The sequence below is a fragment of the Acinetobacter sp. ACIN00229 genome, assembly GCF_016106645.1.
Taxonomy (GTDB): domain Bacteria; phylum Pseudomonadota; class Gammaproteobacteria; order Pseudomonadales; family Moraxellaceae; genus Acinetobacter; species Acinetobacter oleivorans.
Map to the genome: position 1 here is coordinate 150,767 of NZ_JADWOM010000006.1, position 25,895 is coordinate 176,661.

Here is a 25,895-nt window from a genome sequence, read left to right on the forward strand (position 1 = left end):
AGAGTCCTGAAGTCATGTCTTTGATTAGAACACGTAAAAAAATTGTTTCTTCTGCGATAGCTTCATCGCTATCAATGATTGCAACAACAGCCATGGCACAAGAAGCAATTTCACAATTACCAACGATTCATACTCAAGCGACTCAAGAAGAATCTTTAAAAGTAGACCAGTCTGCAAACTCTAAATTCGTGGCTCCCCTTTTAGATACTCCAAAATCAGTTTCAGTTATTTCAAAACAACTTATTGAAGATACTAAAGTAACAACTTTAGCAGATGCATTGCGTACAGTTCCGGGCATTACTTTAGGTGCAGGTGAAGGTGGCAATCCAAATGGTGACCGTCCTTTCATTCGCGGCTACAATTCAGAAAGTTCGATGTATGTAGATGGCGTTCGTAATGCAACTTCTCAAAACCGCGAAATGTTTGCTGTCGACCAAGTTGAAGTCATTAAAGGTTCTGCATCTGCTTTGGGTGGTGCAGGTACTTCAGGCGGTAGCATTAACCTGATTACTAAAGTCGCTAAAAAAGGTGATTCACTTGAGGGGTCTGTTGCTGGAGGCACAGATAACTACGCTCGTGTCACTTTAGATGGCAATAAAGATTTTGGTAATGGAGTTGCTGCCCGTGTTGTAGTAATGGGACACCAAAATGACAAAGCTGGACAAAGTAATGGTGCTGAATATAAACGTGCCGGTATTGCACCAAGTATTAGTTTCGGCTTGGATAGCGCTACTCGTGGAACACTGAGCTACTACTATTTAAAAACTGATGATACACCTGACTCAGGTATCCCTTACCAATATGACGTAGTAAAAAAAGCAACGGCTGGTAAACCAGTTGATGTTAAGCAAGGGGCTTATTACGGTTGGAAAAATCGTGATTTTCAAAAACAAGAAAACCAGATTGGCACACTTAAGCTTGAGCATGATCTAACTGATGATTTGACCCTTAGCAATACTGCTGTTTATGGTAAGTCTAAAAATAATTATTTATGGACTCAACCAGATGACAGTCAAGGTAATATCGTAAATGGTAAGGTTTGGCGTCGTGTAAACACAAATATTACTGATACGAGCAGTTTTACTGACCAGTTATCATTAAAAGGCAAGTTCAATACAGGCTCGCTTAAGCATAAATTTAATATTGGTGCTGAATATAGCAAGCAAGATTCAGATCGCGGCACAAACATCGTAACTGATCCAAATACTTCAAAAATTGGTGGTAGTGGTACAAACAATGCTTGTTCACTGCCTAATTCAAATGGCTGGTGTACTGACTTAAACAACCCTAATCCAAATGATCCATGGTTGGGACATGTACAAGCAAATCCAAATGTTACCAATATTACGTCTAAGACCCAGTCAATTTACGCATTAAACAATATTGAAATTACACCTCAATGGTTAATTGATCTGGGTGTACGTTGGGACAAATTTGATACTGATGTCAAATATAATAAGGACTCAGGTTCAGGTACATCACTCATCAAAGCTGGTACAAAATATAGTTCAAGCAATGACTTCTTTAACTATCAAGCAGGTGTAACATTTAAACCAGTTGAAAATGGCTCTATCTATTTGAGCTATGCAACTTCAGCTAACCCAGTAGGCGTAGATGCTGGTGATGGTTCAGAAGGAATTAGTGTTCCAGGTCGTAACACAACCGATGAGCAAGCACGCGCAATTAACAATCTTAAGCCAGAAGAAGTTAAAACTTATGAGTTAGGCACTAAATGGGATGTATTAAATGACCGTTTAAACTTAACTGCTGCGATCTTCCGTACTGAAAAAACTAATACTCGTGCTTTAGGCACAGACGGTTTCACAAGAAATATTGGTGAAACACGTGTTGACGGGATTGAGTTAGGTGCGAATGGTAATATTACTGAAAAGTGGGCAGTCTCTGCTGGTTACACGTATCTAGATAGTGAAATCGTTGACGGTGGATATGCCAAAGATAGTAACGGCAACTATGTTCCAAGCCCAACAAACGGCAATCAAGTACAAAATGTAGCTAAAAATTCAGCAACTCTTTGGACAACTTATAAAGTATTACCACAACTTACCTTAGGTGGTGGTGCAGTTGCTATGGATAAAGTATATGGTGATGCTGCAAATACCAAATATGTTTCAGGTTATGTTCGTTACGATGCCATGGCTCGTTATGACGTAAATAAAAATGTTAATTTACAGCTTAACCTAAACAACTTATCTGACAAGCGTTACTTCCCAAAAGCTTATGCTTCACATTATTTAACCGAAGCAGAAGGTCGTAGTGCAGTGCTAGCGATTAACTTTAAATACTAAGTTAACTTAGAATCCCATAATATTTTTATGGGTTCTGATATAAAATAGCCTCTATTGTTAGAGGCTATTTTAATTTTCTACTATTATTACTCGCAGGTATCACCGTGATCCACCATATTCCTAACGTATTGAGTAAAGAACAGGTCCAATATTTCCGTGATGAAATGGAGAAGATTGAATGGGTCAATGGCAAAGTAACCGCGGGTACACTCTCTGCAACTGTAAAACGCAATCAGCAATTACCTGAAGATCATCCGCTTACTCACCATCTGAGCAATATTATTCTTGAGGCACTAGGCACTCACCCATTATTTTTATCTGCTGCAATACCACTTGATATTATCCCTCCCCTTTTTAATCGTTATGAAAATCAGGAGTCTTTTGGTTTTCATGTAGATAATTCTATCCGACGCATACGTGGTACCAACGAACGGCTTAGAACCGATTTGTCATGCACTTTATTTTTAAGCGAACCTGAAGAATATGAAGGTGGTGATCTGGTCGTAGAAGACACTTATGGCTATCACGAAGTGAAACTCCCAGCAGGAGATATGATTTTATATCCATCTACCAGTTTACATGAAGTGACTGCGATTACTGCTGGCTGTCGTATTGCTTCTTTTTTCTGGGTACAAAGTATGGTACGTGATGATGCTGAACGCCACATGCTATTTAATTTAGATCAAACTGTTCAAAATCTTAGAATGCAGTTGGGTGATAACCATAACGAAGTGATTAAACTAACTAACATTTACCATAATCTAATGCGAAAGTGGGCTGAGCTATAATTACATTTATTTTTGCCCTATTGAGATCATATAAATTATTTTACCTAAATATGGCAAAAATATGAAAATTATTTCCTCATAAATATAAAACTGCGCAAAATTAGAAAATTATTTTCTAATTTCCGAGATTAAAATTACGATAAGAATTTTGCACAAGGTGTAATCATTGTTTAGATGTGATATATCTAAATATCAAGATTACCAGCAAACCATCAAACTTATTATTTCACGGTCTAGAGATGAAAACGAATTACTTGTTTGCCCAGCCTACTCAAGCAAGACATCATCCGCAACTCCTGATGCTGCGCCAAGCGCGCGTATAAAAATTTTGTCTGCTTTCTAAAGCAGCACTTTGAAGTTCCCTTTAATTTTTCTGAATTAGATACCATATATTAAGTAGAGACGTTGCCTTTTAAATATATCCAGAGCAACTGCGCTACGAGACAAGGAGTTTTCTCATGATGTTGGCTGACCCAAGCAAAAAATACCGCCGTATGTACCAACGAGTGGATTTACCAGATCGCCAATGGCCAAATAAAGAAATTACAAAAGCGCCAATCTGGATGAGTACTGATTTACGTGACGGTAACCAAGCAATTTTTGAACCGATGAACATGGAACAAAAATTCAAAATGTTCAAAATGCTTGTAAAAATCGGTTTTAAACATATTGAAATCGGTTTCCCTTCTGCGTCTCAGATTGATTTCGATTTTACTCGCATGTTAATCGAAGAAAATCATATTCCTGATGACGTATACATTGAGGTTTTGGTTCAAGCACGTGACCATTTAATTGAACGTACTTTTGAATCTTTGGCAGGTGCTAAACGCGCAATTGTGCATATTTATAACTCTAACTCTCCAACCTTCCGTCAAAAGGTGTTGAATGTAGACGTTAATGGTGCAAAACAATTAGCAATTAATGCTGCTCAAAAAGTTAAAGAGTATGCGGCGCAGTACCCTCAAACTGACTGGATTTTCCAGTACAGCCCTGAGTGTTTCTCTGCAACTGAATTAGAAGTTGCAAAAGATGTCTGTGATGCCGTCACAGAAATTTGGGATGCACGTCCTGACCATAAAGTGATTTTAAACTTACCCGCGACTGTAGAAGTTTCTACGCCAAATGTTTATGCAGACCAAATTGAATGGATGCATCGTAATTTGGCACGTCGTGATGGTGTAATCATTTCTGTTCACTGTCACAATGACCGCGGCTGTGGTATTGCTGCATCAGAACTTGCCATTATGGCGGGTGCTGACCGTGTTGAAGGTTGTGTGTTCGGTAATGGTGAGCGTACAGGTAACGTTGACGTTGCAGCGATTGCATTGAACATGTACACCCAAGGTGTAGCGCCAGAATTAGATTTCTCTAACATTAATGAAGTGATTGCAACGGTTGAAGAATGTACTGGTTTACCTGTACACCCTCGCCATCCATATGCAGGTGACTTGGTATTTACTGCATTCTCTGGTTCGCATCAGGATGCAATCAAAAAAGGCTTCGAGTACCAGAAAAACGAAGAAATCTGGGATATGCCTTACTTGCCAATCGACCCGAAAGATTTGGGCCGCGACTATGACGCAGTTATTCGTGTAAATAGTCAGTCTGGTAAAGGCGGTATCGCTTACTTATTAGAAGCGAACTACAACGTTGTATTGCCTCGCCGTTTACAAATCGAATTCAGCCAAGTTGTTCAACAATATGCTGATGATAATGGTACAGAAATTAATGCAAAAGAAATCTGGACCTTGTTTAAAGACACTTATGTTGATGTGAAAAACCACCATTACACAGTCAAAAACTACAGATTATCTGACATTAATGGCACTCAAATTATCGAACTTGATGTTGATGTTGAAGGTGAAACACAACAACTTCGTGGTGAAGGTAACGGACCGATTTCTGCATTCTTAAATGCGCTTCAATTACCAATTGACGTATTGAACTATGAAGAACGTAGTATTAGTTCAGGTGCAAATGCGAAAGCATTAACCTTGATCGAACTTCAAGTCAAAGGTACAGGTAAAGGTTCATTTGGTGCAGGTGTTCATGACAATACAGTTACCTCATCGATTGAAGCAATTATTGCATGTACTAACCGTTTGATTGATCAAGGCGTTTTAAGTACAGATCAGGTTGTTGCCGCCGCTGTTTAATTTAAAAAAACTCTTTTGAAAGGATACCTAGCTTGGTATCCTTTCTTTTTATTCCTGAAAGATTTAAAAGGCGAAATGTTCCCGTGTCTTTTCCAGCTGATTCAGTGGGGTTAGTCACTCCGCAAAAGTTCCAATTTGAAGAACCATTACATCTTGAATGTGGGCGTGTTTTGCCACGTTTTGAATTAATGGTTGAAACTTACGGCACTTTAAATGCAGATAAATCAAATGCCATTTTAATCTGTCATGCTCTTTCCGGACATCATCATGCAGCGGGTTATCACCATGAAGATGATAAAAAAGCTGGATGGTGGGATAGCTGTATTGGCCCGGGTAAAGCAATCGACACAAATAAGTTTTTTGTAGTTTCGCTCAATAATATTGGTGGATGTAGCGGCTCAACTGGTCCAACGTCACCAAATCCTGAAAATGATAATCGCCCTTATGGACCGGATTTCCCGTTAGTAACGGTACGCGACTGGGTCAAAACTCAAGCCATGCTTTCTGACCTTTTAGGTGTAGATGCTTGGTATGCAGTTGTGGGTGGATCATTAGGGGGCATGCAAGCACTACAATGGTCAGTAGACTATCCTGACCGCTTACAAAAGTGTGTGATTATTGCCAGTGCACCAAAACTTTCAGCACAAAATATTGCATTTAACGAGGTTGCACGTCAGTCGATCTTATCTGATCCAGACTTCCATCATGGTCGTTATTTAGAAAATGATAGCTACCCGAAACGTGGTCTGATTTTGGCTCGCATGGTCGGTCATATCACCTATCTTTCAGAAGAAGCCATGAAACAAAAATTTGGCCGTGATTTAAAATCTGGCAAATTTATGTATGGTTTTGATGTTGAGTTTCAAGTCGAAAGCTATCTTCGTTATCAAGGCGAACAGTTTAGCCGTAACTTTGATGCCAATACTTATCTCATCATGACCAAAGCTTTAGATTATTTTGACCCATCTCGTGAATACAATCATTCGTTAACAGAAGCGATGGGTAAAACCAAATGTCAGTTCCTGATTGTCTCATTTACAACAGACTGGCGTTTTGCTCCTAGTCGCTCGCAAGAAATTGTAGATGCACTTATTACCAATCATAAGCCAGTCAGTTATCTCGATATTGATGCTGAGCAAGGCCATGACTCGTTCTTATTCCCGATTCCACTGTATGTCAAAACCATGCGCGCTTTCTTAGGCGGTGAAGAACACTTAAAATCGACATCACTGGAGGCAAGTTAATGCGTATTGATCAACAACTGGCAGAAAAGTGGATTAAACCCGGCTCAAGCGTACTCGATTTAGGGTGTGGTGATGGTGAATTACTCGCTCATATGAGCCAAAAGCATCAAATTCGTGCTTATGGTTTAGAAATTGATCAAGAAAAGATTGCAATTGCCGTCAGTCGCGGGTTAAATATTATTCAACAAGATTTGAATCTCGGTTTGAGCCGTTTTGCCGACCAGTCTTTTGACTATGTGGTTATGGCACAGGCTTTGCAAGCCGTAGATGCACCGGATGTTTTATTAAGAGACATGGTGCGTGTGGGTAAACAGGCAATTATTACTTTTCCAAACTTTGCGCATTGGAAGACTCGTTCTTTTCTTGCATTAAAAGGAATGATGCCTGTATCGGATGCTTTACCATATATGTGGTATAACACCCCCAATATTCATCTATGTACATTTAAAGATTTCGAAGCACTCTGTGCTGAAAATCAGATACAAATTATTAATCGACTCGCCGTCAATGGAAATCAGCAGGGAAGCCTGTTAAGCAAACATGTTCCTAATTTGTTTGGTGAAGTCGCTATTTATCGAGTGAGTGCACTATGAAAAAGACATTATTTAGCACACTATTTGCAGGACTGCTAAGTATGCAGGCTCATGCAGATTATATCGCCCAGCCACAATCGGTTGCGAGTCAGGCTGCACGCTTTTCAACAATGGGGGTTAATGACCTTCAGAAAGCTGCAAAAGCTGGTCAAGCAGGCGCGCAATTTTACCTTGGTACACACTACCAATATGGTAAAGATGTAGAAAAAGATGAAAAACAAGCTTTCGCATGGTTTAAAGCAGCAGCTGATCAAGGTTTATCACCAGCACAACTCAACGTGGGTCGTATGTACGCCGACGGTATTGGTGTTAAAAAAGATGAGTCAATGGCTCGTAAATACTTTGAAAAAGCAGCAAGCAATGGTGATAACCGTGCAAGCTACAACCTCGCGATGATGGAAGAGCAAAAGAAAAACTACGTAGGTGCTTACCAGTGGTATGAGCTTTCAACTCGTGATGGCATGCTCGATAATAAAGTGATTAGCCTATCTGAAGGTAAGAAAACCGCTCTAGCGGCGAACTTAACTCAAGAACAAATCCGTACAGCGCGTGACCGTGCAGACAAATGGATTCAAGCACAATAATAACGGTTCATCCGTAAAAAAACCTTACTCGACTAAAGCCACCTTGTATGCTGTACAAGGTGGCTTTAGTTTAGGTTGTCTCATTTTATATTCTATTTATTTCCCTCTATATCCCCTCTTAAAAAACACGTAACATAACTCACGTTCGATATTAGCTATAAAGTTTGGTTTTATTATGTCTACCCCACATTGGTTTGATCAGGGCAGTTTAGTTCTTGCCAGCAATAACAAAGGTAAAGTCGCTGAGTTTGAAAAACTTTTTGAACAGCTTAAGTTACCTGTAGAAATTATTCCTCAAGGTCGTCTTAATATTCCTGATGCAATTGAAGATGGTTTAAGCTTTATTGAAAATGCCATTATTAAAGCTCGTCATGCTTCTAAAATTTCAGGTAAACCTGCTATGGCTGATGACTCAGGCATTTGTGTTCCTGTTTTGGATGGTGCACCTGGCATTTACTCTGCACGCTATGCTGGAGAACACGGTGACGATGCAGCGAATAATGCCAAATTATTAAATGATCTTTTGCCATTTCGTAAAAATGGTGAAGTGATTGAAGGTATGTTTGTGTGCGTACTTGCTTTAGTCACTCATGCGGAAGATCCTTTACCACAAATTTTCCAAGGCATCTGGCACGGCGAAATTTTAGAAGCTGCACGTGGTGAAAACGGCTTTGGTTATGACCCACTGTTCTGGTTGCCTGAGTTACAAATTTCTAGCGCTGAACTTTCTAAAGAAGACAAGAATAAGATTAGTCATCGTGGACAAGCGATGCGGTTATTTAGAGAAAGTTTAGTATAATTTTTTCCATATAGCCTTTGAATACCACGTTAGAGAGTATTCGACTTTGTATAGGCAACCCTTACTTTTCAAAGATGAAAAGTAAGCAAAAATCTTTTGTTAGACTGATGGCACGTCCTTGTGCCACAGTCTAACTAGCGGCATCCATGCCGCCTTCTCACACGCAAATGTGGGGAAAGAACTTTAAAAATTATATTGGAAAATGCAAAAACACAGCATAAATCGCAATACACACACAACTCACAATCGTCCCAGAAGCGATATAAGCCGCAGATCTTCCTGTTCCTTGGTAATGTGTTTCTAGCGCTACAATATTGGCTGCTGGTGGCAAACAGAACATTAAAAACATGACTCCAATTTGCTGACTTATATTTGGAATCGGTAGAAATCTATAAGTTAAGCCACAAAGAATAAGTCCACACACCACCTTAAATGCTTGAGCTTTGGTGCTATAGATTAAGTCTTTTAAATGCACTCGAGTACGACGTAACCACATTCCCAATACACACATTCCAGCAAACGTCATTGCGAACTTGGCAACCTCATATACCCAATGTATAGCAGGATGCTCGATATGCTGAGCACCTAACAACCTGAGCACAAGCGCGCAAAAGATTGAAATACACGGTGGAGAAGTTAAAACCTTTTTTAATATATTGAGCTTACTTTGTGGTGCAGTAGTGACTGCAGTAACCGCCCATGCATTTCCAAAAAGAGACATACCAATATATAGCGCAACAATTGGGGCAGTAGCATCAGGGCCAAATAAAGCCATGGCAAAAGGAAAACCGAGCCAGCCCATGTTGGTATAACTCACGCAAAGCGCTAATAATCTGTCTTTAAATAAAGCTAAATATGCAAAGAAAATAAGAAATGCTGAACCGAAGCTAAAGAGCATCAAACTCAAACTACCCGGCTGATAAAATACCATGTTGTAAATAATCACAACTGGAATTAGTAAGCGGGCAAGCCAAGCTGAAAGAACAGGTTTTATCTTTTCTGAAAGAGAAGTCTGAGCAAGTAAAAGTCCAGTGATAAACGCCAATATTGGCAATAATAACGCCACGTTTTCTCCTCTCACCCATCAAAATCAGTTTGTTATGCTACACCTTTTCAAAGTGAAATGTACTCTCCATTTCAAGTAATTTAAGCTTCACTTTCTCAGCTCTCTCTAAAATAACAATCCAATACAGCCTTTATAAAACTACCCTTTTAGATTTTGACTGACGGCTATTGTCTTAAAAATGACATATAAATGTCACATTGTTGTCATAGCAACCTGTTGATATAAAGCAAACTGAAAAGAGGTATAAGATCATGGCCGGTTTATCTATTTGGCACGTCGTTATTTTTGCAATTGTCGTTATTTTATTATTCGGTACATCTAAATTAAAAAATATCGGTAAAGACGTAGGCGGTGCAGTAAAAGACTTTAAAAAATCAGTTCGTGAAGAAGACGAAACTGCTGCTCTTAATACTCCACGTACAATTGATGCCCAAGTCAAAACCCCTGACAGCACATCAGTGAAAAGCTAAAGGTTTTCCACCATGCTTGATGTAGGAATGACAGAGCTACTCTGTTTTGCAATTATTGCAATTTTAGTTTTAGGTCCAGATAAACTTCCAGAAGCCGCACGCTTTGCTGGTCGCTGGTATGTTCGCCTAAAACGTTATATTACCAATTTGCAAAATGAGATTGATCAAGAGTTGCGTCTTTCTGAATTTCGAAAAGAAATGCAAGAAGAACTCAACCGCATTGAAGCACTAGAACGCAAAGTACAACAACAACTTGAAGAAATACAAAAACAGACTACTTCAGACAACTCAGAAAAAACTGAGGTAGCTGAAACTATATCTCAGTCTACGATGTACTCCCCTGTATCGGGTCATTATGAAGTGCCCTTTCTTGCCAAATTTACACCTTTGGTATCTGAAAGCGGCACTTTAGAAACACCTCCCGTTAAATTGAAGATTGCCGTATGAACCAACTGCCTTCAACGACTGTAAATACACAAGAAAGTTTAGACCAAATGCCAATCATGAATCATTTGGTCGTTTTAAGACGTCATTTATTTAGGATTGTCGGGGTAACATTATTTTTATTCTTTTGCTTATTACCCTTTCGAAATAATACTTACCAATTATTATCTGAACCTTTAAGGCTGCAACTTCCAGCATCATCTTCAATGATTGCAACAGATGTAACTGCAACCTTTATGGCGCCTTTTAAGCTCAATTTATTTGTCGCGCTTGTGCTGGCAATGCCATTTATTCTTTATGAAATCTGGACTTTTGTCCGCCCAGCGTTATATCAAAAAGAACGTCATTTAGCACTGCCGTTACTCATCGGCAGTATTGTTTTGTTTTATGCGGGAGTTGCCTTTGCATACTACATTACACTTCCTGCGATTTTACATTTCTTTATTAGTGTATCGCCTGAAACTGTTGCACCTATGACTGATATTAATAGCTACCTAAGCTTTTGCTTAAAGCTGTTTTTAGTTTTTGGTGTCACTTTTGAAATTCCAATCGCGACACTTCTATTGATTTTAATTGGTGTGGTAAATACAAAAAGTCTTGCTGAAAAAAGACGTTTTATCATTGTGGGATGTTTTTTTGTAGCGATGTTCATTACCCCACCAGATGCAATTTCTATGGTGATGTTGGCAATCCCGATGTGGTTGCTTTTCGAACTTGGATTATTGTTCGGTAAAATTCTTGAGAAAAGAAAAGCTCAATCTGCTGAATAAAATAATATTTAAGAAAAAGCCTGAACCTCTAAGTTCAGGTTTTTTCATATAGACCACTTTTTAATCTACAAAGCAATAAACTGTCTTCAAAGTGACTTAAAAATGTAAGAAAAGTGTCATTTCCAGTCCATAGAATCAACTCAACAAATATACTCACAAAAGTTACGGATTTATTATGACAACTGCTTCTAACCACCCAACACGTCGCGACATTTTAAAATGGTTTACGGGGATCCCTTTTCTTCCATTAGGTGCGATGGCTACGGCAGCAACGTTAGCAGGATGTAACGATAGTAATGATGATTCAGACGTTACCACTCCATCAAAACCAATTAACTTTAAAAATGCAACGTTCACGTCAATGCCTGCTCCTTCCGTTGTAGCTGATATTGCCACGACAGCATGTGCATCAAAGCTTGCTATTTCATGGGAAGATGGCAGTAAAACTGAATATCAACTTGCTTACAAACCATTCTTCTTAACAGGTACAGAAGTTCCTGATGGTAAAGGCGGAAAGATTATCGCGGGTGGTTATGTTGACATTAATAATAAGCCAATTATTGATAAATCAGTTGCAGGTAAAGAACGTCAATTCTTCTCTGACTGTCCAGATGGTAGTTCTTTGATTAGCTTTAAACAAGCGACTGGCAAAGATTTCACAGATGCAGACAAGAAAGCATTAGGTGTAACTGGGAATCCAGTGTTCCATGTGGTTCAATTTGAATATTTATCAAAAGACCAAAATGGTGGTGATACGTACGGTAAATTATCATCTCCGATTGCAGTGCTTACTTTAGATCAAGACCCGAAAACTGGTCATTTGACTTTAATTAAATATCACAATGTAGACACTTCAAGTGCGCATGGTTTATGGATTACTTGTGGTGCAAGCTTATCACCATGGGGAACTCATTTATCGAGTGAAGAATATGAGCCAGATGCTTTCAACCAAAAGTTAGGTCAATCACTTTCAACACTTAAAGCATTCAGTAAAAATGTGTATGGTGATGAAAATGCGGCTAACCCATATAACTACGGTCACTTACCAGAAATTACCGTAAATGCAGATGGTACGGGTCGTGTAACAAAGCACTACTGTTTAGGCCGTATTTCACATGAGCTTGTACAAGTTTTCCCAGATAACCGTACAGTTTTGATGGGTGACGACTATACCAATGGTGGTCTCTTCATGTTCGTTGCAGATAAAGAGAAAGACCTATCTGCCGGCACACTTTACGTTGCAAAATATACAACAGCACTTACAGATACAACGACGGGTCAGATCTCATGGATCAAGCTTGGTCATGCAACAAGTGTAGAGATTGAAAACCTAATCAAGAGCGGTATCAAAGGAACTGATATTTTCGAATCGGTTCTACAAATTGCCAAATATCCAAGTGATGCAACGACAGCAGAAAAAGATGCTATTGATGCTGGAGATAAAGGTACGCCTGAACAGCAAGCTTTAGCAAAAGCTGCGAAAGATCGTTTAAAACTCCAACAAGCTGCTCAAAAAGCAGAATTGGAAGCACAAGGTTTCAAATTCACTTATTTGAGCAAAACTGGTGTTTATCTTAAGCTTAAAGATAACAGCGACAAAACTAAACTTGCAGCGGCTTTCCTTGAGACACACCGCTATGCGGCTTACGTTGGTGCTTCAATGGCATTGACCAAGAACGAAGGTACGACTGTAAATATTGCAGATAAACGCGCATATTCAGCTTTAGCTAACATTGTTGATTCAATGGTTGAAGGTGGTAGCGGTTACCTTGCTGAGCACAACGTTAAATTCCCGAAAATCACGGCTGGTGGTATTTTGGAGCATAAACTGACAGGCGGCCAAAAAGACAGCTCAAATGTGGCAATTAACAGTGAATGGGTACCTAGCCAATCTAGTCTTCTCATTAAAGGTAAAGACATTAGCTTTGACAGCTTAGGTAACACTGCTGACCCAGAACAGATTGCTAGCCCTGACAACTTGAAGTTCTCTGAAAAGCTACGTACGTTATTTATCGGTGAAGACTCTGGTAACCACTTAAATAACTTCTTATGGGCTTACAATGTCGACACTAAACAGCTCATCCGTATCTTGTCTACACCAGCAGGTGCAGAATCAACTGGTCTACACGCAGTCGATGAAGTAAACGGTTGGACTTACATCATGAGTAACTTCCAACATCCAGGTGATGAATGGAATCGTTTCTATAAAGAAACTAACGGTGTTCGTACTGGTATCAGTGCAGATTTACTTTCGCAAATTGATACTGCGATTAATACAAACTACAGCAATAAATTTGCAGCAGCAGTTGGCTATATCACTGCTGACCCAATTGCTCCATCTGTTGTGAAAAAATAATCTCTTTCACCAAAATAGAAGAAACCTGCCTTGTGCAGGTTTCTTTTTTTGACTAAACGATCAATTATTTCACAAACCTATCATCAAAACGTCAAAGCCTCGTCACACTCCCCAACTAAGCTAATGAAGATTTTTAGAACAATCTCTTTATTTCTTTACTTACTTAGGAATTTCCCATGACAGAGCTGACGCCATATCATGAAGATCAAGAACTGGACAATAATACTTCTGACAATATCCACTTTCGTGACATTTTAGAACAACATGTAAGTCGCCGTAGTTTAATTACTAAAGCAGCAAGCGGTGCTGTAGCTTTAACTTTAGCCTCTACTTTAACAGGCTGTAATGATAGTAATGATGACTCAGGTTCTAACAACGGTGGAATCCCACCTGTAGATCCAAATAAAAAACCAGAGAAATTAACTTTTACAGCAGTGGCAAAAAACCACAACGATATCGTGACTGTACCAGAAGGCTATGAAGCCAATGTTATTTACGCTTTAGGGGATTCAATCAATCCAAAAGTTGGAGATTGGGATGACAATAAAATTCCACTTGGTCCAAGTTTCCAGTTTCGCTCTGGCGACTGCCATGACGGCATGCATTTCTTTGGCTTAAATACTTCAACAAACCGCTTTGACGAGAGTGTTTCAGCGCAAGGTTTGTTAGTCATGAATCACGAATATATCAACCAGACCTTCCTTCACCCAAAAGGTCCAACAAGAGTTGATGGACGCCGCCCTGAAGATGAAGTCATTCGTGAAACCAATGCGCATGGCGTATCTATTGTTCACATTAAAAAAGATCCAACAACTCAACAAGTAACAATTGATAAAAGTTCTGCTTTTAACCGTCGTATTACAGCATCAACAGAGATGGATTTTGAAGGTGCTGCAGCGGGTTCAAGCCTGCTTGCAACTCGCTTCTCACCTGCTGGACGTCAAACACGTGGCACTCATAATAACTGTGGTAATGGATATACACCTTGGGGTACTTATTTAACCACTGAAGAAAACTTTATTGGTTATTTCCAACGTTCAGGTAGCGATGAATATGCACGTACAGATGCAGAAAAAATTGCATTAAAACGTTATGGGTTAGGTGTTAAAAAAGATGAACTCTACCGTTATGAGAAAGATGAAAAAGGTGCCCCTAAAAAAGATACAGAGGGCAAAATCATTTATGAAAAGGATAAAAATGGTGAGTTCATCCCTAACGTTGATGAACAAGGACGACAAATTTATTTAGGCGTAAGTTCACGCTACGGCTGGGAAACAGCAATTGGTCAAGTAGAGTCACAAGACTTGTATGACCGCTGGAATGCCGACGTAAAAGCAGCACAAGCTACCCAAGATTATCGTAATGGGCCGAATACATTTGGTTGGATGGTCGAGATCGATCCGTTTGATGGTCGCCAAAATCCGGTTAAAAGAACATCGCTGGGTCGTTTTGCACATGAAGACAGTGCTTGCCGTGCCGTAGCAGGTCAACCATTAGCGTTTTATATGGGTGATGACTCTCGCGGTGAATACATCTATAAATTTGTCTCGACTGCTGTATGGGATGTCAAAGACGTAAACGGCGGTTATACAGCTGGCGACAAATATATGAACGCGGGTAAATTGTATGTTGCCAAATTTAATAATGATGGTTCAGGTCAATGGATTGAACTTGCCTATGGCAAAAATGGCTTAAATGAAAGCAACACTACATACCCTTTCAAATCTCAGGCAGACGTTGTCACATTTGCACGTTTGGCGGGTGATGCAGTCGGCGCTACAAAAATGGACCGTCCAGAATGGTGTACAGTTAACCCAGTAAACGGCGAAGTTTATGTCACCCTAACCAACAACTCGAACCGTGGTAAAGATTACGCGACCGATGCAGCTAATCCACGTAACTACACCGACCTCTACAACGGCACGAAAGAGCAAAAAGGTAATGTAAACGGTCACATTATCCGTTTTAAAGAAACTGATGACAAAACCACTGCCGAAACCTTCAAATGGGATATCTACCTATTTGGTGCAGAAGCATCGATGGCTTCAAATATCAACTTATCGGGTCTAACCGACAATAATGATTTGTCATCTCCTGACGGGATGTGGTTTGACCCACGTGGCGTACTTTGGATTCAAACAGATGATGGTGCTTACACCGATGTCACTAACTGTATGATGCTTGCAGCACTACCGGGTCAAATTGGTGATGGTGCTGCTGCCACTACGTCAAATGGCCAACAAACGCTAGTCGGTGCTAAAGTTACAGACTCAACATTACGCCGTTTCTTAGTTGGACCAAAGCAATGTGAAATTACAGGTATTGCCATGACACCTGATCACAAAGCTATTTTTATTAATGTTCAACACCCTGGCGAAGACTCGAAAAGTTACGCAACACCAGACAGTAACTGGCCAGCAACCCAGAAAGATCCAAACAATAAAACAGCACGTCCACGTTCAGCAACTGTTGTGATTACCCGTAAAGATGGCGGTGTGATCGCAGGCTAATTCGTTTATGCCAATAAAAATGCCGGTCAATTGATCGGCATTTTTATTGCTATCGATTTAAAGGCACCTGCTGCTCTACAATTTGACCGCTGTGCTCACCTTGTTGGGTCTTTTCAAACCAAAGCCATTCATTATTCGTCATTCGTAGAAAATTCGAACAGCGTGTGCCATATACAGGACTTTGAATAAAGGTAGATGACAATAACTCTTCCATCTCTGCTTGAATGCCAGTATTCGGTAATAAAGCAGTTGTGACTTTACGCTCATCTTCCAGAATATCCCACGCCGCATGTTGCAAAGTTAACTCTTCTGTCTGATGCTGAAGCATAGGCAAAAACTCTTGTGTAAAACGTGTTCGTAAATGTTTAGTTTTTTCCCAATGTTCGGACATCAAGCCATTCGAAACCACATACACACCGTTAGCCAATACTTGCGGAGCTTCACCACGGTTACTCATATAAACCGCTTGATCAGCATTTCCCATAAACAAGTTAAAGCCAGCAAAATTCTGTTGCTGCTGTTCTAATTGTTGAGCAAATCGAATCGGCAATAAATCAGACTCTAAAAAAGCCTGAACCAAATGCCCTCGAGAAGTCTCATAAGACTTTTGATCTCGCCCATCACGGAAGTTGGTTAAAACAGCCCATCGACCTTGAGGTGTAACGCCCATCCACGTGCCACCCGACTGCAAATCTTGTCCTGCAACAATGGGAGTATGTTCCCACTGATGTAACAAAGCTGTTGGACGATGATAAAACTCATCCCGATTTGACATAAGACACAAGGGCATATCATCCAAAACATGCCATGCTAAAGCCACAATACACATTGATTCTTGTTCCCTATCTTTACACATTGAATGTACAACATTTTTCACATCATTCCGCTACAATCTGTCAAAACGTAAGATCAAGGAGCAGCAATGCTGACCTATCCTAATATCGATCCGGTCGCAATACACTTAGGACCTCTTCAAGTCCATTGGTATGGACTCATGTATTTATTGGCATTTTTATGTGCTTGGGGGCTCGCTTCCTACCGTGCCAAACAACGTGATGGCTGGACATCAGAAATGGTTTCCGACCTAGTGTTCTATGGTGCCCTAGGTGTTGTTCTGGGCGGTCGCGTCGGCTATGTCCTTTTCTATGAGTTTGATAAATTCCTCGAAAATCCGATTTGGTTATTCCAAGTCTGGACAGGTGGCATGAGTTTCCACGGCGGCTTTCTCGGTGTTATGGTTGCTATGCTATTTTGGTGTAAAAAATACCAAAAAACATGGTTCCAAACGCTCGACTTTATCGCCCCTTGTGTACCGACTGGCTTAATGTTCGGACGCATTGGTAACTTTATTGGTGGAGAGTTATATGGTCGTGCGGTAACTGACCCAAATTATCCATTCGGTATGATCTTCCCAACGGATCCGTTACACCTAGTTCGCCATCCATCACAAATCTATCAAGCGCTTTGTGAAGGTTTAATTCTATTCATTGTTCTGTGGTGGTTTAGTTCAAAACCGCGTCCTCGTATGGCCGTTTCTGCCCTATTCTTAATGGGATATGGCGTTGCCCGCTTTGTTATGGAATTCTTCCGCCAACCAGATGCCGACCAAGGTTTTATTCTATTTGGCTGGATGACGAAAGGACAGATTCTAACAATTCCAATGTTGCTAATTGGCCTTTGGATGATGTGGTATGCCTATCAAAAGAAAATTTATGACTGGGGTCCACAAAAGAATAGTTAATATCTAAATTAGAGGAGTTTCGGCTCCTCTTTTCTTTTTTTATGCTACAGTTTTTACTCTCCCAAGATGAAGATATACCATGCTGGAATTCTGGTTTGACACGCAAGTCCCAACACTTAAAAAACTAGTGATTTTGATTATTACGCTGCTTAGTTGTATTGCGCTATATCAATACCAACCACTGCCTTTAGATACGATTCTGATGTTTACTGGAACTGGGGTAATTTTTTTAATCTGTCGTTATTTTAAATTTCATTTCGCTCAAAGCAACCCGACGGGTTTACTCTACCGTCTATTTACTTGGATCCCTATTGCCCTTTTGTTTGCCCTTATTTTTGTTAAAGCGATGCCGAACTTGCTGATCTGGGGCGTGCAAGGGATTGCTTTTATGGCACTTGCTGCTTTTATTTTTTCACCTCAATCGCTTTTTAAAAAATAGGTTTAGTTTTCATGTTGGCTTATTGGTACAACGCTCCGCGCCATATCAAACTCATCTTCATTGTTGCCGTTTGTGTGGCAGTTTACGTAGCTAATCAAATTCAGCCCTTGTCTCCTATTCATACTGTACTCAGCCTTATTTTCGGTTTTGGTTTACATGTTGGACATTACTTAAATAGCAAAATTTCAAATAACAAATCATATAAATCGAGCTTTGGAATTTTAAGCAGCATCTATCCTATTTTTATCGTTGTTATTTTGATGTATCTGCTTCCTGCTCAGCATAAATGGATTCTTGCGCTACAAGCTTTAGGCTTTGTACTGGTTGGCTTTTTTCTTGTTTCGATTTATCAAAATCGCGCCAAGCGATTTGACTAATTACGTCCATTGAAATGCTATACAACCATTTTTAGATTTTCATCTTGAGCTACAACAGGTATCATCTTCAGTGGTTCATGATGAAGCAGCTCTATTGCGTAATTATTTATCATTGAGCTATCTCCCCCTTTTATTTTATGGAATTAATCCGAACTCGAGAGTGTTATGCGTGCATATTTAGACCTTCTACAACATATCCTTGATAATGGCGGTGACAAAGGCGACCGTACAGGCACAGGAACCCGTTCTGTATTTGGTCATCAAATGCGTTTTGATCTCTCTAAAGGTTTTCCTTTACTCACCACAAAAAAAGTTCACTTCCGTTCTATTGTGATTGAGTTACTTTGGTTTTTAAAAGGCGACACCAACGTCCAATATCTAAAAGATAATAAAGTTTCAATTTGGGACGAATGGGCAACAGCAGAACAAACTGCACGTTTTGGCCGCCCAGAACATGAACTTGGACCGGTATATGGTCATCAATGGCGTAATTTCGGTGCGACCAAAAATGCCGATGGTACTTATAACCAAGATGGTTTTGACCAAATTAAATGGTTAATTAATGAAATCAAAACCAATCCGAATTCACGCCGTTTAATTATTTCCGGCTGGAATCCAAACGAAGCTGGACAAGTGGCTTTACCACCTTGCCACACGCTTTTTCAATTTTTCGTACAAGATAACAAATTGTCATGCCAGCTTTATCAACGTAGTGCAGACGTGTTTTTAGGCGTGCCTTTTAACATTGCCAGTTATGCTCTACTCACCCATATGATTGCTCAAGTGTGCGGTTTAGGAGTCGGTGACTTTGTTTGGACAGGCGGTGATACGCATCTTTATGTCAATCATTTTGAACAAGCACAACTTCAATTGACACGTGAACCTTTACCCCTATGCCAATTGAAACTGAATCCAGAAGTAAAAGACTTATTTGATTTCAAATTTGAAGATGTTGAAATTGTAGGTTATGAGTCGCATCCTGCTATTAAAGCACCAGTTGCAGTATAACGACGACTCAAATTTCATTAGGTTACGGTTTAGAGAATAAGATTATGGCATGGCAAAATGTAGAAGTTGTTCACGTTGTGGCAATGGACAAAAACCACTGTATTGGTAAAGGCAATGCGTTGCCATGGCATATTTCTGCCGACTTAAAGCATTTTAAAGAAATCACACAAGGCGGCGTGGTCGTGATGGGCCGTAAAACGCTTGAGTCTATGGGCCGTGCGCTACCAAACCGTGTGAACTGGGTGATTACCCGTGACATTAACTGGCAATTTGACGGCGTTAAAGTTGCCTATTCAATTGAAGATGCTTTAAATGCAGCTTTAGAAGATGTGAAAAATACTGAAAAGCAGGCACTGTTCATTATTGGTGGTGGTGAGATATTTAAGCAGACTTTGTCGATTGCAGACCGTCTTGAACTCACTCATGTTGACTTAGATGTGCAAGGTGATGCACATTATCCAACAATACCGAGTGAATTTCATAAAACTGCGAGTGAACAGCAAGTTGATGAAAAATCAGGAACTTCATTCGAGTTTGCTACTTATAAAAAATAATTCTATGGATGCCTATGCACAATATCGGAACACGTGAATTTATTACTGCCCTACTTTTGGGGCTTTTGCATAGTTTATTCACACTGTTTATTGTGTTCTCTAGCATTTGGGTATGTGTAGCGCTCTGGGTTCAACAACCTTTTGGCTGGTTAGGCAGCCGCATACTCATTGGCATCTGGATTGCTTTTGCACTCAGTATGGCTGGCTTATATGTGGAAGGCCATCTTGTTAGCAGACGTACAGACATCCTAATTTACCTTTTAGCATTTGCCTGCTCTCTCGTTTGGTATTTTTCGATTACTGCACGTCAAGACCGTGACTGGAACCCTGAAGTTGCCAATATGCTGAGCTATGAAAAGCACGGCGATGTTGTCACTTTGCATAATGTCCGTAACTTTAACTGGCATCCCGATGGAACCTATGATGTTCGCTGGGAAACTCGAACTTTTGACCTTAACCAGTTAAATGGAATAAACATCATTGCTTCTTACTGGATGGGGCCACAAATTGCCCATACACTGGTCAGCTTCGAATTTGCACATCAACAACCTTTAGTCTTCTCAATCGAGATTCGCAAAGAAAAAACTGAAGAGTTTTCGGCAATCGGTGGTTTTTTTAGAAAATATGAACTGAGCTTAATTGCTTCTGATGAAAAAGATATTGTCTATACGCGTAGCAACATCCGCAAAGAACAAGTTTATAATTTTCCTATCAATATGCCACGATCTGAGCAAAAAGCTTTATTTTTAGAATATCTTAAAAAATCAGATGAGTTACGTACAAAACCAGAGTGGTACAATACGCTCACCAGTAACTGTACAACTCTAATTTTTGATATGGTTCAAGCGATTAACCCATATCAACTTCCTAAAGATTATCGTCTAATTGCTTCAGGTTACTTACCTAATTATTTATATGATCTTAAAGCACTTAATCAAAACGTCAGTTTAAAACAGTGGTATCAAATTGCACATATCAATCCACGTACTGAAAATTTTGAACAGCTCTCAGATCAGAGTAGTGAACACTTCTCTCAAATCGTTCGACAAGGTTTACCTAAAGCTAAATGAAATAAGTAATGCACTTTTCTTTACTTTTTTATACATGCTTTACTTTGTATTTTAAATACATAAACCCTATTGTAATAGGCAGGAAATAGAGGGAAAAACAATGCAACAGGCATTATTTGGCGGCGGCTGTTTTTGGTGCGTCGAAGCTGTATTTTTACAAATACGCGGTGTAGAAAAAGTAACTAGTGGTTACGCAGGTGGGCACACGACTAACCCTACCTACGAGCAAGTATGTCAAGGAGATACCCAGCACGCTGAGGTGATCTTGGTTGATTTTGATGAAGAGCAAGTAACATACTCCCAGTTACTCGATGTATTCTTCGCGACTCACGATCCAACGACTTTAAATCGCCAAGGTAATGATATCGGCACGCAATACCGCTCTGTTATTTATTACTATAATGAAGAGCAAAAGCAAGCAGCGGAACATACGATTCAAACGTTAAAAGATGATGATCTTGATATTGTGACTGAATTGTCTCCTGTTCCAACGTTCTATTCAGCCGAAGAATATCATCAGAATTACTATGCAAAGAATCCTTCACAAGGTTATTGCAACTTTGCGATTCCACCTAAGTTGCTCAAGCTCTATAGTAAATTCCAGCATCTTATGAAAGATCAATAAATTAGAGCAATAAAAAAGCAACCAATTTGGTTGCTTTTTTATTAGATAAACTAAATTTTAGTTTTCACTGACAAAGGCAATATCGCTCAGTCCGGCTTCACTGGCGCGAGACATTACCTGTGCAACAGTATCGTACTTCGACTCTTTATCTGCACGAAGCTGAACTGTTGGTTTAACATCACCTTGACCTGCTTCTTGGAAACGTTTTTGAAGCTCATCAAGGCTAATTACTTGAGTATCCCAAGCCACTTCACCATTTGCATTAATACTAATCGTAATTGCTTTTGGTGGTGGATCAATAATTTCAGCAGTTGTTTTAGGAAGCGTTAATGGAATCGATGGGTTGGCAACTGTTGCTGTGACCAAAAAGATGATCATTAACACCAACATAATGTCGATTAGCGGAATGAGGTTCATCTCATTTATGCCACTATCGTGGTCTTCACCCAATTGAAAAGCCATTAAGCTTGACCTCCAACATAACTTTGCTGTGCAGTTTTAACATCAGACTTTACAGTTGAGTCTTGCTGCAACATCGTATCAATTAATAAGCTGTGCGCTTGATCTTGTAAATCATGAGCAAGACCACGGTTAGCACGTACACAAATGTTATATGCCAATACCGCAGGAATCGCAACTGCAAGACCAAGGCCCGTCATAATAAGCGCTTCACCTACTGGTGTAGCCACTTGAGCCAAACCAGCTTGTCCACTTTTACCGACTGCAACAAGTGCATGGAAAATACCCCATACCGTACCAAACAAACCAACGAATGGTGCAATTGAAGCAATTGTTCCTAAAACAGAAATACCTTTTTCAGCATTGACTTTTTCAGCAGAAATTTGACGAAGTAGAGCCTGCTCCGCAACCGCTTTACGTTGCTCAAAACTTAAAGGTTGTAACTTTGCTTTTAGCGAAGCGATAGCCTGAGAAAGTTGAGCATAAGCTTGTTGCTTTAATTGGCGAGTCCCCATCAAACGTAAGATGAAAACTGTCCAGGTAGCAATCGACATTGCCAATAAGATGAAATACAGGGTTTTACTCACTGCATCTGCATGTTGCCAATAGATTGAAAAGTTCATATGAACTCCTGATTAAGGTTAGCCGTTGGGACTCAAATTCATTTAAGGGGTTAAATCAAAGGGTTGCTCTGCTTTAATTGGATAAGCAACACCATTTTCCATATAAGGTTTAAATTTCGCACCGCGAACAGCACGGACAACTTTGTCATCTAGACTTGGAATACCACTACTTCTCGTCACTCGCACATTAATAATCTTGCCTTTTTCATCGGCTTCAATCAGTACCATGACAGAGCGTGCTTCGCCTTGTAAATCTTTTGAAGAAACTGTTAAACGTGGTGAACGACTCCACTGTACACCCGAACCACCAATTGAAACTCGTTTTGGTGATGGATCTGGAGCGGGTTGAGCTTTAGGTGCTTCTTGTACTACTGGCTTTGGTTTTTCAACGACTTTTTCAGAAACAGTCGTTGTCACCACTTTGGTTTCAACTTTAGGTTCTGTCTTTACTGTTTCTTTTGGTGTTTCAGCCTTTTTCACCTGTTGAATTTTTTCCACTTTTTTCGGTGGTGTCACAGGCTTTTCAACAACTTTAACTTCTTTTACCTCTTTCTTAGGTTCCGGCTTTTTAGGCGGTTCCTTTGGTTTAGGAGGGAGTGGTTTAGGTTGCTCTTGAATTTTTACGAAACGTACCTGTAAAGGTTTCTTATCGATTGGCTTTAATTCAGCAGGCTTAATATGGCTAACTGCCCATAAGACCCCGATATGACCAATTGCAACTGCAATTAGTGCTGTGATGACTTTCTTTTTCATCGGATTGGGAGCGTTTAAGGCTGCGGAAGATTGACTCATAAGAATCTAATTACCTAATGGATGATGATTTCAGATTTCTATTTATAGAAACGATTTCAAACATCGGATAGAACAATAAAGTGCCACAATAATAAATGAGAAGTGTTTTCATTTGCAACTATTTTTTGAGAAAAACATTTACTCTGTGCCATAGCTTTATGCTTGCTGAGTGTCTTTACTTTAGTTTTCTCATAGTTACATCAATAGACCCCCATGTTCACAATTTGTTTAGCCAAACTTAAATAGCTGGGCTATTTACATCATGAACAGATCTATTTTTATGATAATCTCACTTATTATTGATATGTTATATTATTTCAATTTTATTTTAAATATAAAAAAACACGCAAGAAGCGTGCTTTTTAAAATAACCGTTATTTAAAAAACAACGGTCTTATTACCATCAACAATAATACGATCTTCTAAATGCCATTTCACTGCACGAGCCAATACATTACGCTCTACATCTTCACCTAGCTCACGTAATTGCTCAACATTATAGTCGTGGCTCACACGCTCAACGTCTTGCTCAATAATTGGGCCTTGGTCAAGGTCAGCTGTCACATAGTGAGCTGTCGCACCAATCAACTTCACACCTTTTTCATAAGCTTGCTTATATGGATTGGCACCCACGAAAGCTGGCAAGAAAGAATGGTGAATATTGATGATTTTCATTTCCCATTTCGCAACAAAATCTTCGCTTAAAATCTGCATATAACGTGCAAGAACTAATAAATCATTGCCTTGCATCATTTCATCAATTTGCGCATAAGCTTCAGCTTTATTGTCTTTAGTGACTTTAATTACAGTAAATGGAATACCGAAGTTTTCAACAGATTCACGTAAATCTTCATGATTAGAAATGACATGAGTAATTTCGCAAGGTAACGAACCACGTGCATGACGCCATAACAACTCAAGCAATGCATGGTCAACTTTAGAAACTAAAATACCAACTTTTTTAACATCGTTAACGAAAGCAAGACGCCATTGCATGCCGTAACGCTCAGCAACGTTCGCAGCAAAAGTTTGAATTAATGCATCTTTACGCGACTGTAAATGATCAAGTTCAAATTCAACACGCATGAAATAACGTCCGCCCTGAGCTTCCGTCGCATACTGATCAAGCGCGGTAATGTTTGCACCTTGGTGATACAAAAAGCTCGATACCGCTTGTACGATCCCTGGCTTGTCTTCACAAGTAATCAGTAAACGGGCTGTATTGGCAGTGGTCATATTCATTTGGTTAATATCACTTAATTGAGATAAATCTTTTAATAGGCCGAGTATTCTAGCGCCCTAAATAAACAAGCACAACTATTCGTCTTTTAAGGACGATAAGCTGGCAAATAGATCTGAAGGGCCAAGAGATTCAAGCAACTGCTCATAAGTTGCTCGGCTCTCCCCCATAAGATAAGGACCTTCAAGGAAAACCATTTGGCGTAATGCTTGCCAAACCCATTTTTCTTCTAAATGGTTATTGTCACTAATATGACCAGACATATACAAAAAGTTTGTCCAGTTTGTTAATACAATCCAGAGGTTAATAATGAGGGCTTCAATTTCCGATGCCGTCATTTTCATAAGACCTGCATCTACAAAAGCTTGATAAATCTTTTGCCCCTGCTGCATCACCTGCCCAGCAAAACGCGGATAAATCTTTTTAAAGTCTTCGTTACTTTCAACTAAATGATAAACATCACGATGAATAAAACGGTAGCTCCATAATTGGCCGCTGAGCACCTGAAAATAGTTAATTTTATCATTGGTCGTTAATGGTCTATCGTCAGGTAAAGAAAGCACTTCCAATGTCTCGGCCTGATATTGATACATTAATTCCTTAATAATTTCATGCTTATTCCGAAAATGATAATACAAGTTTCCGGGACTGATACCCAACTCCGCAGCAATATGATTGGTTGTAACTGACCGTTCACCTCGCTCGTTAAAAAGCTGCAAACTGATTTGTAAAATCCGGTCTTTTGTCTTCAGAGCTTTAGGTTGAGACATTTTAATAACCTTTAATAATTCACATGGTTAAGACTTGAACACATAAACTGACTTGACTATTTAGAGTATTTACTCTAAAAAATAAATATATCAATGTATTTGGTAAGTACC

At 39.6% G+C, this 25,895-nt stretch carries 25 protein-coding genes and 1 pseudogene; 19 read left to right on the plus strand and 7 right to left on the minus strand.

The window, feature by feature from the left end; translation table 11 throughout:
- The first annotated feature begins 14 nt into the window (after nucleotides 1-14).
- The 7 genes from I7H67_RS07455 to rdgB all read left to right on the plus strand — a co-directional run bounded on the left by I7H67_RS07455 (nucleotide 15) and on the right by rdgB (nucleotide 8,470).
- Nucleotides 15-2,306, plus strand: coding sequence for a TonB-dependent receptor (locus tag I7H67_RS07455; protein WP_198307485.1), 2,292 nt, complete (start codon nucleotides 15-17; stop codon nucleotides 2,304-2,306).
- Between the two features lie 104 nt (nucleotides 2,307-2,410).
- The gene (locus I7H67_RS07460) at nucleotides 2,411-3,094 is read left to right on the plus strand and encodes a Fe2+-dependent dioxygenase (protein ID WP_198307486.1); all 684 of its coding nucleotides are present in this window, start codon (nucleotides 2,411-2,413) and stop codon (nucleotides 3,092-3,094) included.
- Between the two features lie 458 nt (nucleotides 3,095-3,552).
- Nucleotides 3,553-5,250, plus strand: a complete 1,698-nt coding sequence (gene leuA, locus I7H67_RS07465; protein WP_013198991.1) for a 2-isopropylmalate synthase — start codon at nucleotides 3,553-3,555, stop codon at nucleotides 5,248-5,250.
- A gap of 83 nt (nucleotides 5,251-5,333) precedes the next feature.
- Nucleotides 5,334-6,494, plus strand: coding sequence for a homoserine O-succinyltransferase MetX (gene metX / locus I7H67_RS07470; RefSeq protein WP_049837917.1), 1,161 nt, complete (start codon nucleotides 5,334-5,336; stop codon nucleotides 6,492-6,494).
- Nucleotides 6,494-7,087 carry a methionine biosynthesis protein MetW gene (metW, locus tag I7H67_RS07475; protein ID WP_001217230.1) on the plus strand — a complete coding sequence of 198 codons (594 nt, stop codon included), beginning with the start codon at nucleotides 6,494-6,496 and terminating at the stop codon, nucleotides 7,085-7,087. Before metX ends, metW begins: the two co-directional genes overlap by 1 nt.
- A complete protein-coding gene (locus tag I7H67_RS07480) occupies nucleotides 7,084-7,671 on the plus strand; it encodes a tetratricopeptide repeat protein (protein WP_151988853.1) in 588 nt (195 codons plus the stop codon). Before metW ends, I7H67_RS07480 begins: the two co-directional genes overlap by 4 nt.
- A gap of 175 nt (nucleotides 7,672-7,846) precedes the next feature.
- The gene (gene rdgB, locus I7H67_RS07485) at nucleotides 7,847-8,470 is read left to right on the plus strand and encodes an RdgB/HAM1 family non-canonical purine NTP pyrophosphatase (RefSeq protein WP_198307487.1); all 624 of its coding nucleotides are present in this window, start codon (nucleotides 7,847-7,849) and stop codon (nucleotides 8,468-8,470) included.
- A 190-nt stretch (nucleotides 8,471-8,660) separates the two neighbouring features.
- Here rdgB and I7H67_RS07490 read toward each other — a convergent pair whose 3' ends face one another.
- Nucleotides 8,661-9,536 (minus strand): AEC family transporter, encoded by an 876-nt coding sequence (locus I7H67_RS07490; RefSeq protein WP_198307488.1) that lies wholly within the window; start codon nucleotides 9,534-9,536, stop codon nucleotides 8,661-8,663.
- Between the two features lie 251 nt (nucleotides 9,537-9,787).
- Here I7H67_RS07490 and I7H67_RS07495 point away from each other — a divergent pair, with 251 nt between their 5' ends.
- The 5 genes from I7H67_RS07495 (at nucleotide 9,788) to I7H67_RS07515 (ending at nucleotide 16,086) form a co-directional block, all read left to right on the plus strand.
- Nucleotides 9,788-10,006, plus strand: a complete 219-nt coding sequence (locus tag I7H67_RS07495; protein ID WP_004794775.1) for a Sec-independent protein translocase subunit TatA — start codon at nucleotides 9,788-9,790, stop codon at nucleotides 10,004-10,006.
- Nucleotides 10,007-10,018: 12 nt separating this feature from the next.
- Nucleotides 10,019-10,453, plus strand: coding sequence for a Sec-independent protein translocase protein TatB (gene tatB, locus I7H67_RS07500; RefSeq protein ID WP_198307489.1), 435 nt, complete (start codon nucleotides 10,019-10,021; stop codon nucleotides 10,451-10,453).
- Nucleotides 10,450-11,220, plus strand: coding sequence for a twin-arginine translocase subunit TatC (tatC, locus tag I7H67_RS07505; protein WP_198307490.1), 771 nt, complete (start codon nucleotides 10,450-10,452; stop codon nucleotides 11,218-11,220). The genes tatB and tatC overlap by 4 nt, the downstream gene beginning before the upstream one ends.
- Nucleotides 11,221-11,395: 175 nt before the next feature.
- Nucleotides 11,396-13,576, plus strand: coding sequence for a PhoX family protein (locus I7H67_RS07510; protein WP_198307491.1), 2,181 nt, complete (start codon nucleotides 11,396-11,398; stop codon nucleotides 13,574-13,576).
- Between the two features lie 176 nt (nucleotides 13,577-13,752).
- Nucleotides 13,753-16,086 carry a PhoX family protein gene (locus I7H67_RS07515; RefSeq protein ID WP_198307492.1) on the plus strand — a complete coding sequence of 778 codons (2,334 nt, stop codon included), beginning with the start codon at nucleotides 13,753-13,755 and terminating at the stop codon, nucleotides 16,084-16,086.
- 49 nt (nucleotides 16,087-16,135) lie between these two features.
- On the opposite strand, the gene I7H67_RS07520 is transcribed toward I7H67_RS07515, so the two are convergent.
- Complete coding sequence (locus tag I7H67_RS07520) at nucleotides 16,136-16,915, minus strand: NRDE family protein (protein ID WP_198307518.1); 780 nt, start codon at nucleotides 16,913-16,915, stop codon at nucleotides 16,136-16,138.
- A 93-nt stretch (nucleotides 16,916-17,008) separates the two neighbouring features.
- On the opposite strand from I7H67_RS07520, the gene lgt reads away from it, so the two are divergent.
- The 7 genes and pseudogenes from lgt (at nucleotide 17,009) to msrA (ending at nucleotide 21,900) form a co-directional block, all read left to right on the plus strand.
- Entirely contained in the window at nucleotides 17,009-17,827 is an 819-nt protein-coding gene (gene lgt, locus I7H67_RS07525) for a prolipoprotein diacylglyceryl transferase (RefSeq protein ID WP_005302151.1), read from the plus strand.
- Between the two features lie 79 nt (nucleotides 17,828-17,906).
- Nucleotides 17,907-18,266, plus strand: a complete 360-nt coding sequence (locus tag I7H67_RS07530; RefSeq protein ID WP_198307493.1) for a hypothetical protein — start codon at nucleotides 17,907-17,909, stop codon at nucleotides 18,264-18,266.
- A gap of 11 nt (nucleotides 18,267-18,277) precedes the next feature.
- Nucleotides 18,278-18,647 (plus strand): annotated as a pseudogene (locus I7H67_RS07535) (hypothetical protein); the annotation flags it as partial.
- A gap of 161 nt (nucleotides 18,648-18,808) precedes the next feature.
- Nucleotides 18,809-19,651 carry a thymidylate synthase gene (thyA, locus tag I7H67_RS07540; RefSeq protein WP_003654809.1) on the plus strand — a complete coding sequence of 281 codons (843 nt, stop codon included), beginning with the start codon at nucleotides 18,809-18,811 and terminating at the stop codon, nucleotides 19,649-19,651.
- 44 nt (nucleotides 19,652-19,695) lie between these two features.
- Nucleotides 19,696-20,205: a dihydrofolate reductase gene (locus tag I7H67_RS07545; protein ID WP_003654807.1), complete on the plus strand. Its 510-nt coding sequence runs from the start codon at nucleotides 19,696-19,698 to the stop codon at nucleotides 20,203-20,205.
- Nucleotides 20,206-20,219: 14 nt separating this feature from the next.
- Entirely contained in the window at nucleotides 20,220-21,275 is a 1,056-nt protein-coding gene (locus I7H67_RS07550) for a DUF4105 domain-containing protein (RefSeq protein WP_198307494.1), read from the plus strand.
- A gap of 100 nt (nucleotides 21,276-21,375) precedes the next feature.
- Nucleotides 21,376-21,900, plus strand: a complete 525-nt coding sequence (gene msrA, locus I7H67_RS07555) for a peptide-methionine (S)-S-oxide reductase MsrA (protein ID WP_013199005.1) — start codon at nucleotides 21,376-21,378, stop codon at nucleotides 21,898-21,900.
- A gap of 57 nt (nucleotides 21,901-21,957) precedes the next feature.
- Here the strand turns inward: msrA and I7H67_RS07560 are convergent, their stop codons facing one another.
- The 5 genes from I7H67_RS07560 to I7H67_RS07580 all read right to left on the minus strand — a co-directional run bounded on the left by I7H67_RS07560 (nucleotide 21,958) and on the right by I7H67_RS07580 (nucleotide 25,784).
- Nucleotides 21,958-22,362, minus strand: coding sequence for an ExbD/TolR family protein (locus I7H67_RS07560; protein ID WP_003654800.1), 405 nt, complete (start codon nucleotides 22,360-22,362; stop codon nucleotides 21,958-21,960).
- Nucleotides 22,362-22,982, minus strand: coding sequence for a MotA/TolQ/ExbB proton channel family protein (locus I7H67_RS07565; RefSeq protein WP_198307495.1), 621 nt, complete (start codon nucleotides 22,980-22,982; stop codon nucleotides 22,362-22,364). The genes I7H67_RS07560 and I7H67_RS07565 overlap by 1 nt, the downstream gene beginning before the upstream one ends.
- 42 nt (nucleotides 22,983-23,024) lie before the next feature.
- Complete coding sequence (locus I7H67_RS07570; RefSeq protein WP_013199006.1) at nucleotides 23,025-23,774, minus strand: energy transducer TonB; 750 nt, start codon at nucleotides 23,772-23,774, stop codon at nucleotides 23,025-23,027.
- A gap of 378 nt (nucleotides 23,775-24,152) precedes the next feature.
- Nucleotides 24,153-25,016: a formyltetrahydrofolate deformylase gene (gene purU / locus I7H67_RS07575; RefSeq protein WP_004794803.1), complete on the minus strand. Its 864-nt coding sequence runs from the start codon at nucleotides 25,014-25,016 to the stop codon at nucleotides 24,153-24,155.
- 75 nt (nucleotides 25,017-25,091) lie between these two features.
- Nucleotides 25,092-25,784 (minus strand): TetR/AcrR family transcriptional regulator, encoded by a 693-nt coding sequence (locus I7H67_RS07580; protein ID WP_005302132.1) that lies wholly within the window; start codon nucleotides 25,782-25,784, stop codon nucleotides 25,092-25,094.
- Nucleotides 25,785-25,895 lie beyond the last annotated feature (111 nt).

Coding starts and splice junctions, on each gene's coding strand:
- tatC (WP_198307490.1), top strand. CDS start 10,450: ATGAACCAACTGCCTTCAACGACTGTAAATACACAAGAAAGTTTAGAC.
- I7H67_RS07520 (WP_198307518.1), bottom strand. CDS start 16,915: ATGTGTATTGTGGCTTTAGCATGGCATGTTTTGGATGATATGCCCTTG.
- I7H67_RS07515 (WP_198307492.1), top strand. CDS start 13,753: ATGACAGAGCTGACGCCATATCATGAAGATCAAGAACTGGACAATAAT.
- I7H67_RS07495 (WP_004794775.1), top strand. CDS start 9,788: ATGGCCGGTTTATCTATTTGGCACGTCGTTATTTTTGCAATTGTCGTT.
- purU (WP_004794803.1), bottom strand. CDS start 25,016: ATGAATATGACCACTGCCAATACAGCCCGTTTACTGATTACTTGTGAA.
- I7H67_RS07480 (WP_151988853.1), top strand. CDS start 7,084: ATGAAAAAGACATTATTTAGCACACTATTTGCAGGACTGCTAAGTATG.
- I7H67_RS07510 (WP_198307491.1), top strand. CDS start 11,396: ATGACAACTGCTTCTAACCACCCAACACGTCGCGACATTTTAAAATGG.
- I7H67_RS07565 (WP_198307495.1), bottom strand. CDS start 22,982: ATGAACTTTTCAATCTATTGGCAACATGCAGATGCAGTGAGTAAAACC.
- I7H67_RS07550 (WP_198307494.1), top strand. CDS start 20,220: ATGCACAATATCGGAACACGTGAATTTATTACTGCCCTACTTTTGGGG.
- rdgB (WP_198307487.1), top strand. CDS start 7,847: ATGTCTACCCCACATTGGTTTGATCAGGGCAGTTTAGTTCTTGCCAGC.
- tatB (WP_198307489.1), top strand. CDS start 10,019: ATGCTTGATGTAGGAATGACAGAGCTACTCTGTTTTGCAATTATTGCA.
- I7H67_RS07580 (WP_005302132.1), bottom strand. CDS start 25,784: ATGTCTCAACCTAAAGCTCTGAAGACAAAAGACCGGATTTTACAAATC.
- I7H67_RS07545 (WP_003654807.1), top strand. CDS start 19,696: ATGGCATGGCAAAATGTAGAAGTTGTTCACGTTGTGGCAATGGACAAA.
- I7H67_RS07455 (WP_198307485.1), top strand. CDS start 15: ATGTCTTTGATTAGAACACGTAAAAAAATTGTTTCTTCTGCGATAGCT.
- leuA (WP_013198991.1), top strand. CDS start 3,553: ATGATGTTGGCTGACCCAAGCAAAAAATACCGCCGTATGTACCAACGA.
- thyA (WP_003654809.1), top strand. CDS start 18,809: ATGCGTGCATATTTAGACCTTCTACAACATATCCTTGATAATGGCGGT.
- I7H67_RS07570 (WP_013199006.1), bottom strand. CDS start 23,774: ATGAGTCAATCTTCCGCAGCCTTAAACGCTCCCAATCCGATGAAAAAG.
- metW (WP_001217230.1), top strand. CDS start 6,494: ATGCGTATTGATCAACAACTGGCAGAAAAGTGGATTAAACCCGGCTCA.
- lgt (WP_005302151.1), top strand. CDS start 17,009: ATGCTGACCTATCCTAATATCGATCCGGTCGCAATACACTTAGGACCT.
- I7H67_RS07560 (WP_003654800.1), bottom strand. CDS start 22,362: ATGGCTTTTCAATTGGGTGAAGACCACGATAGTGGCATAAATGAGATG.
- msrA (WP_013199005.1), top strand. CDS start 21,376: ATGCAACAGGCATTATTTGGCGGCGGCTGTTTTTGGTGCGTCGAAGCT.
- I7H67_RS07530 (WP_198307493.1), top strand. CDS start 17,907: ATGCTGGAATTCTGGTTTGACACGCAAGTCCCAACACTTAAAAAACTA.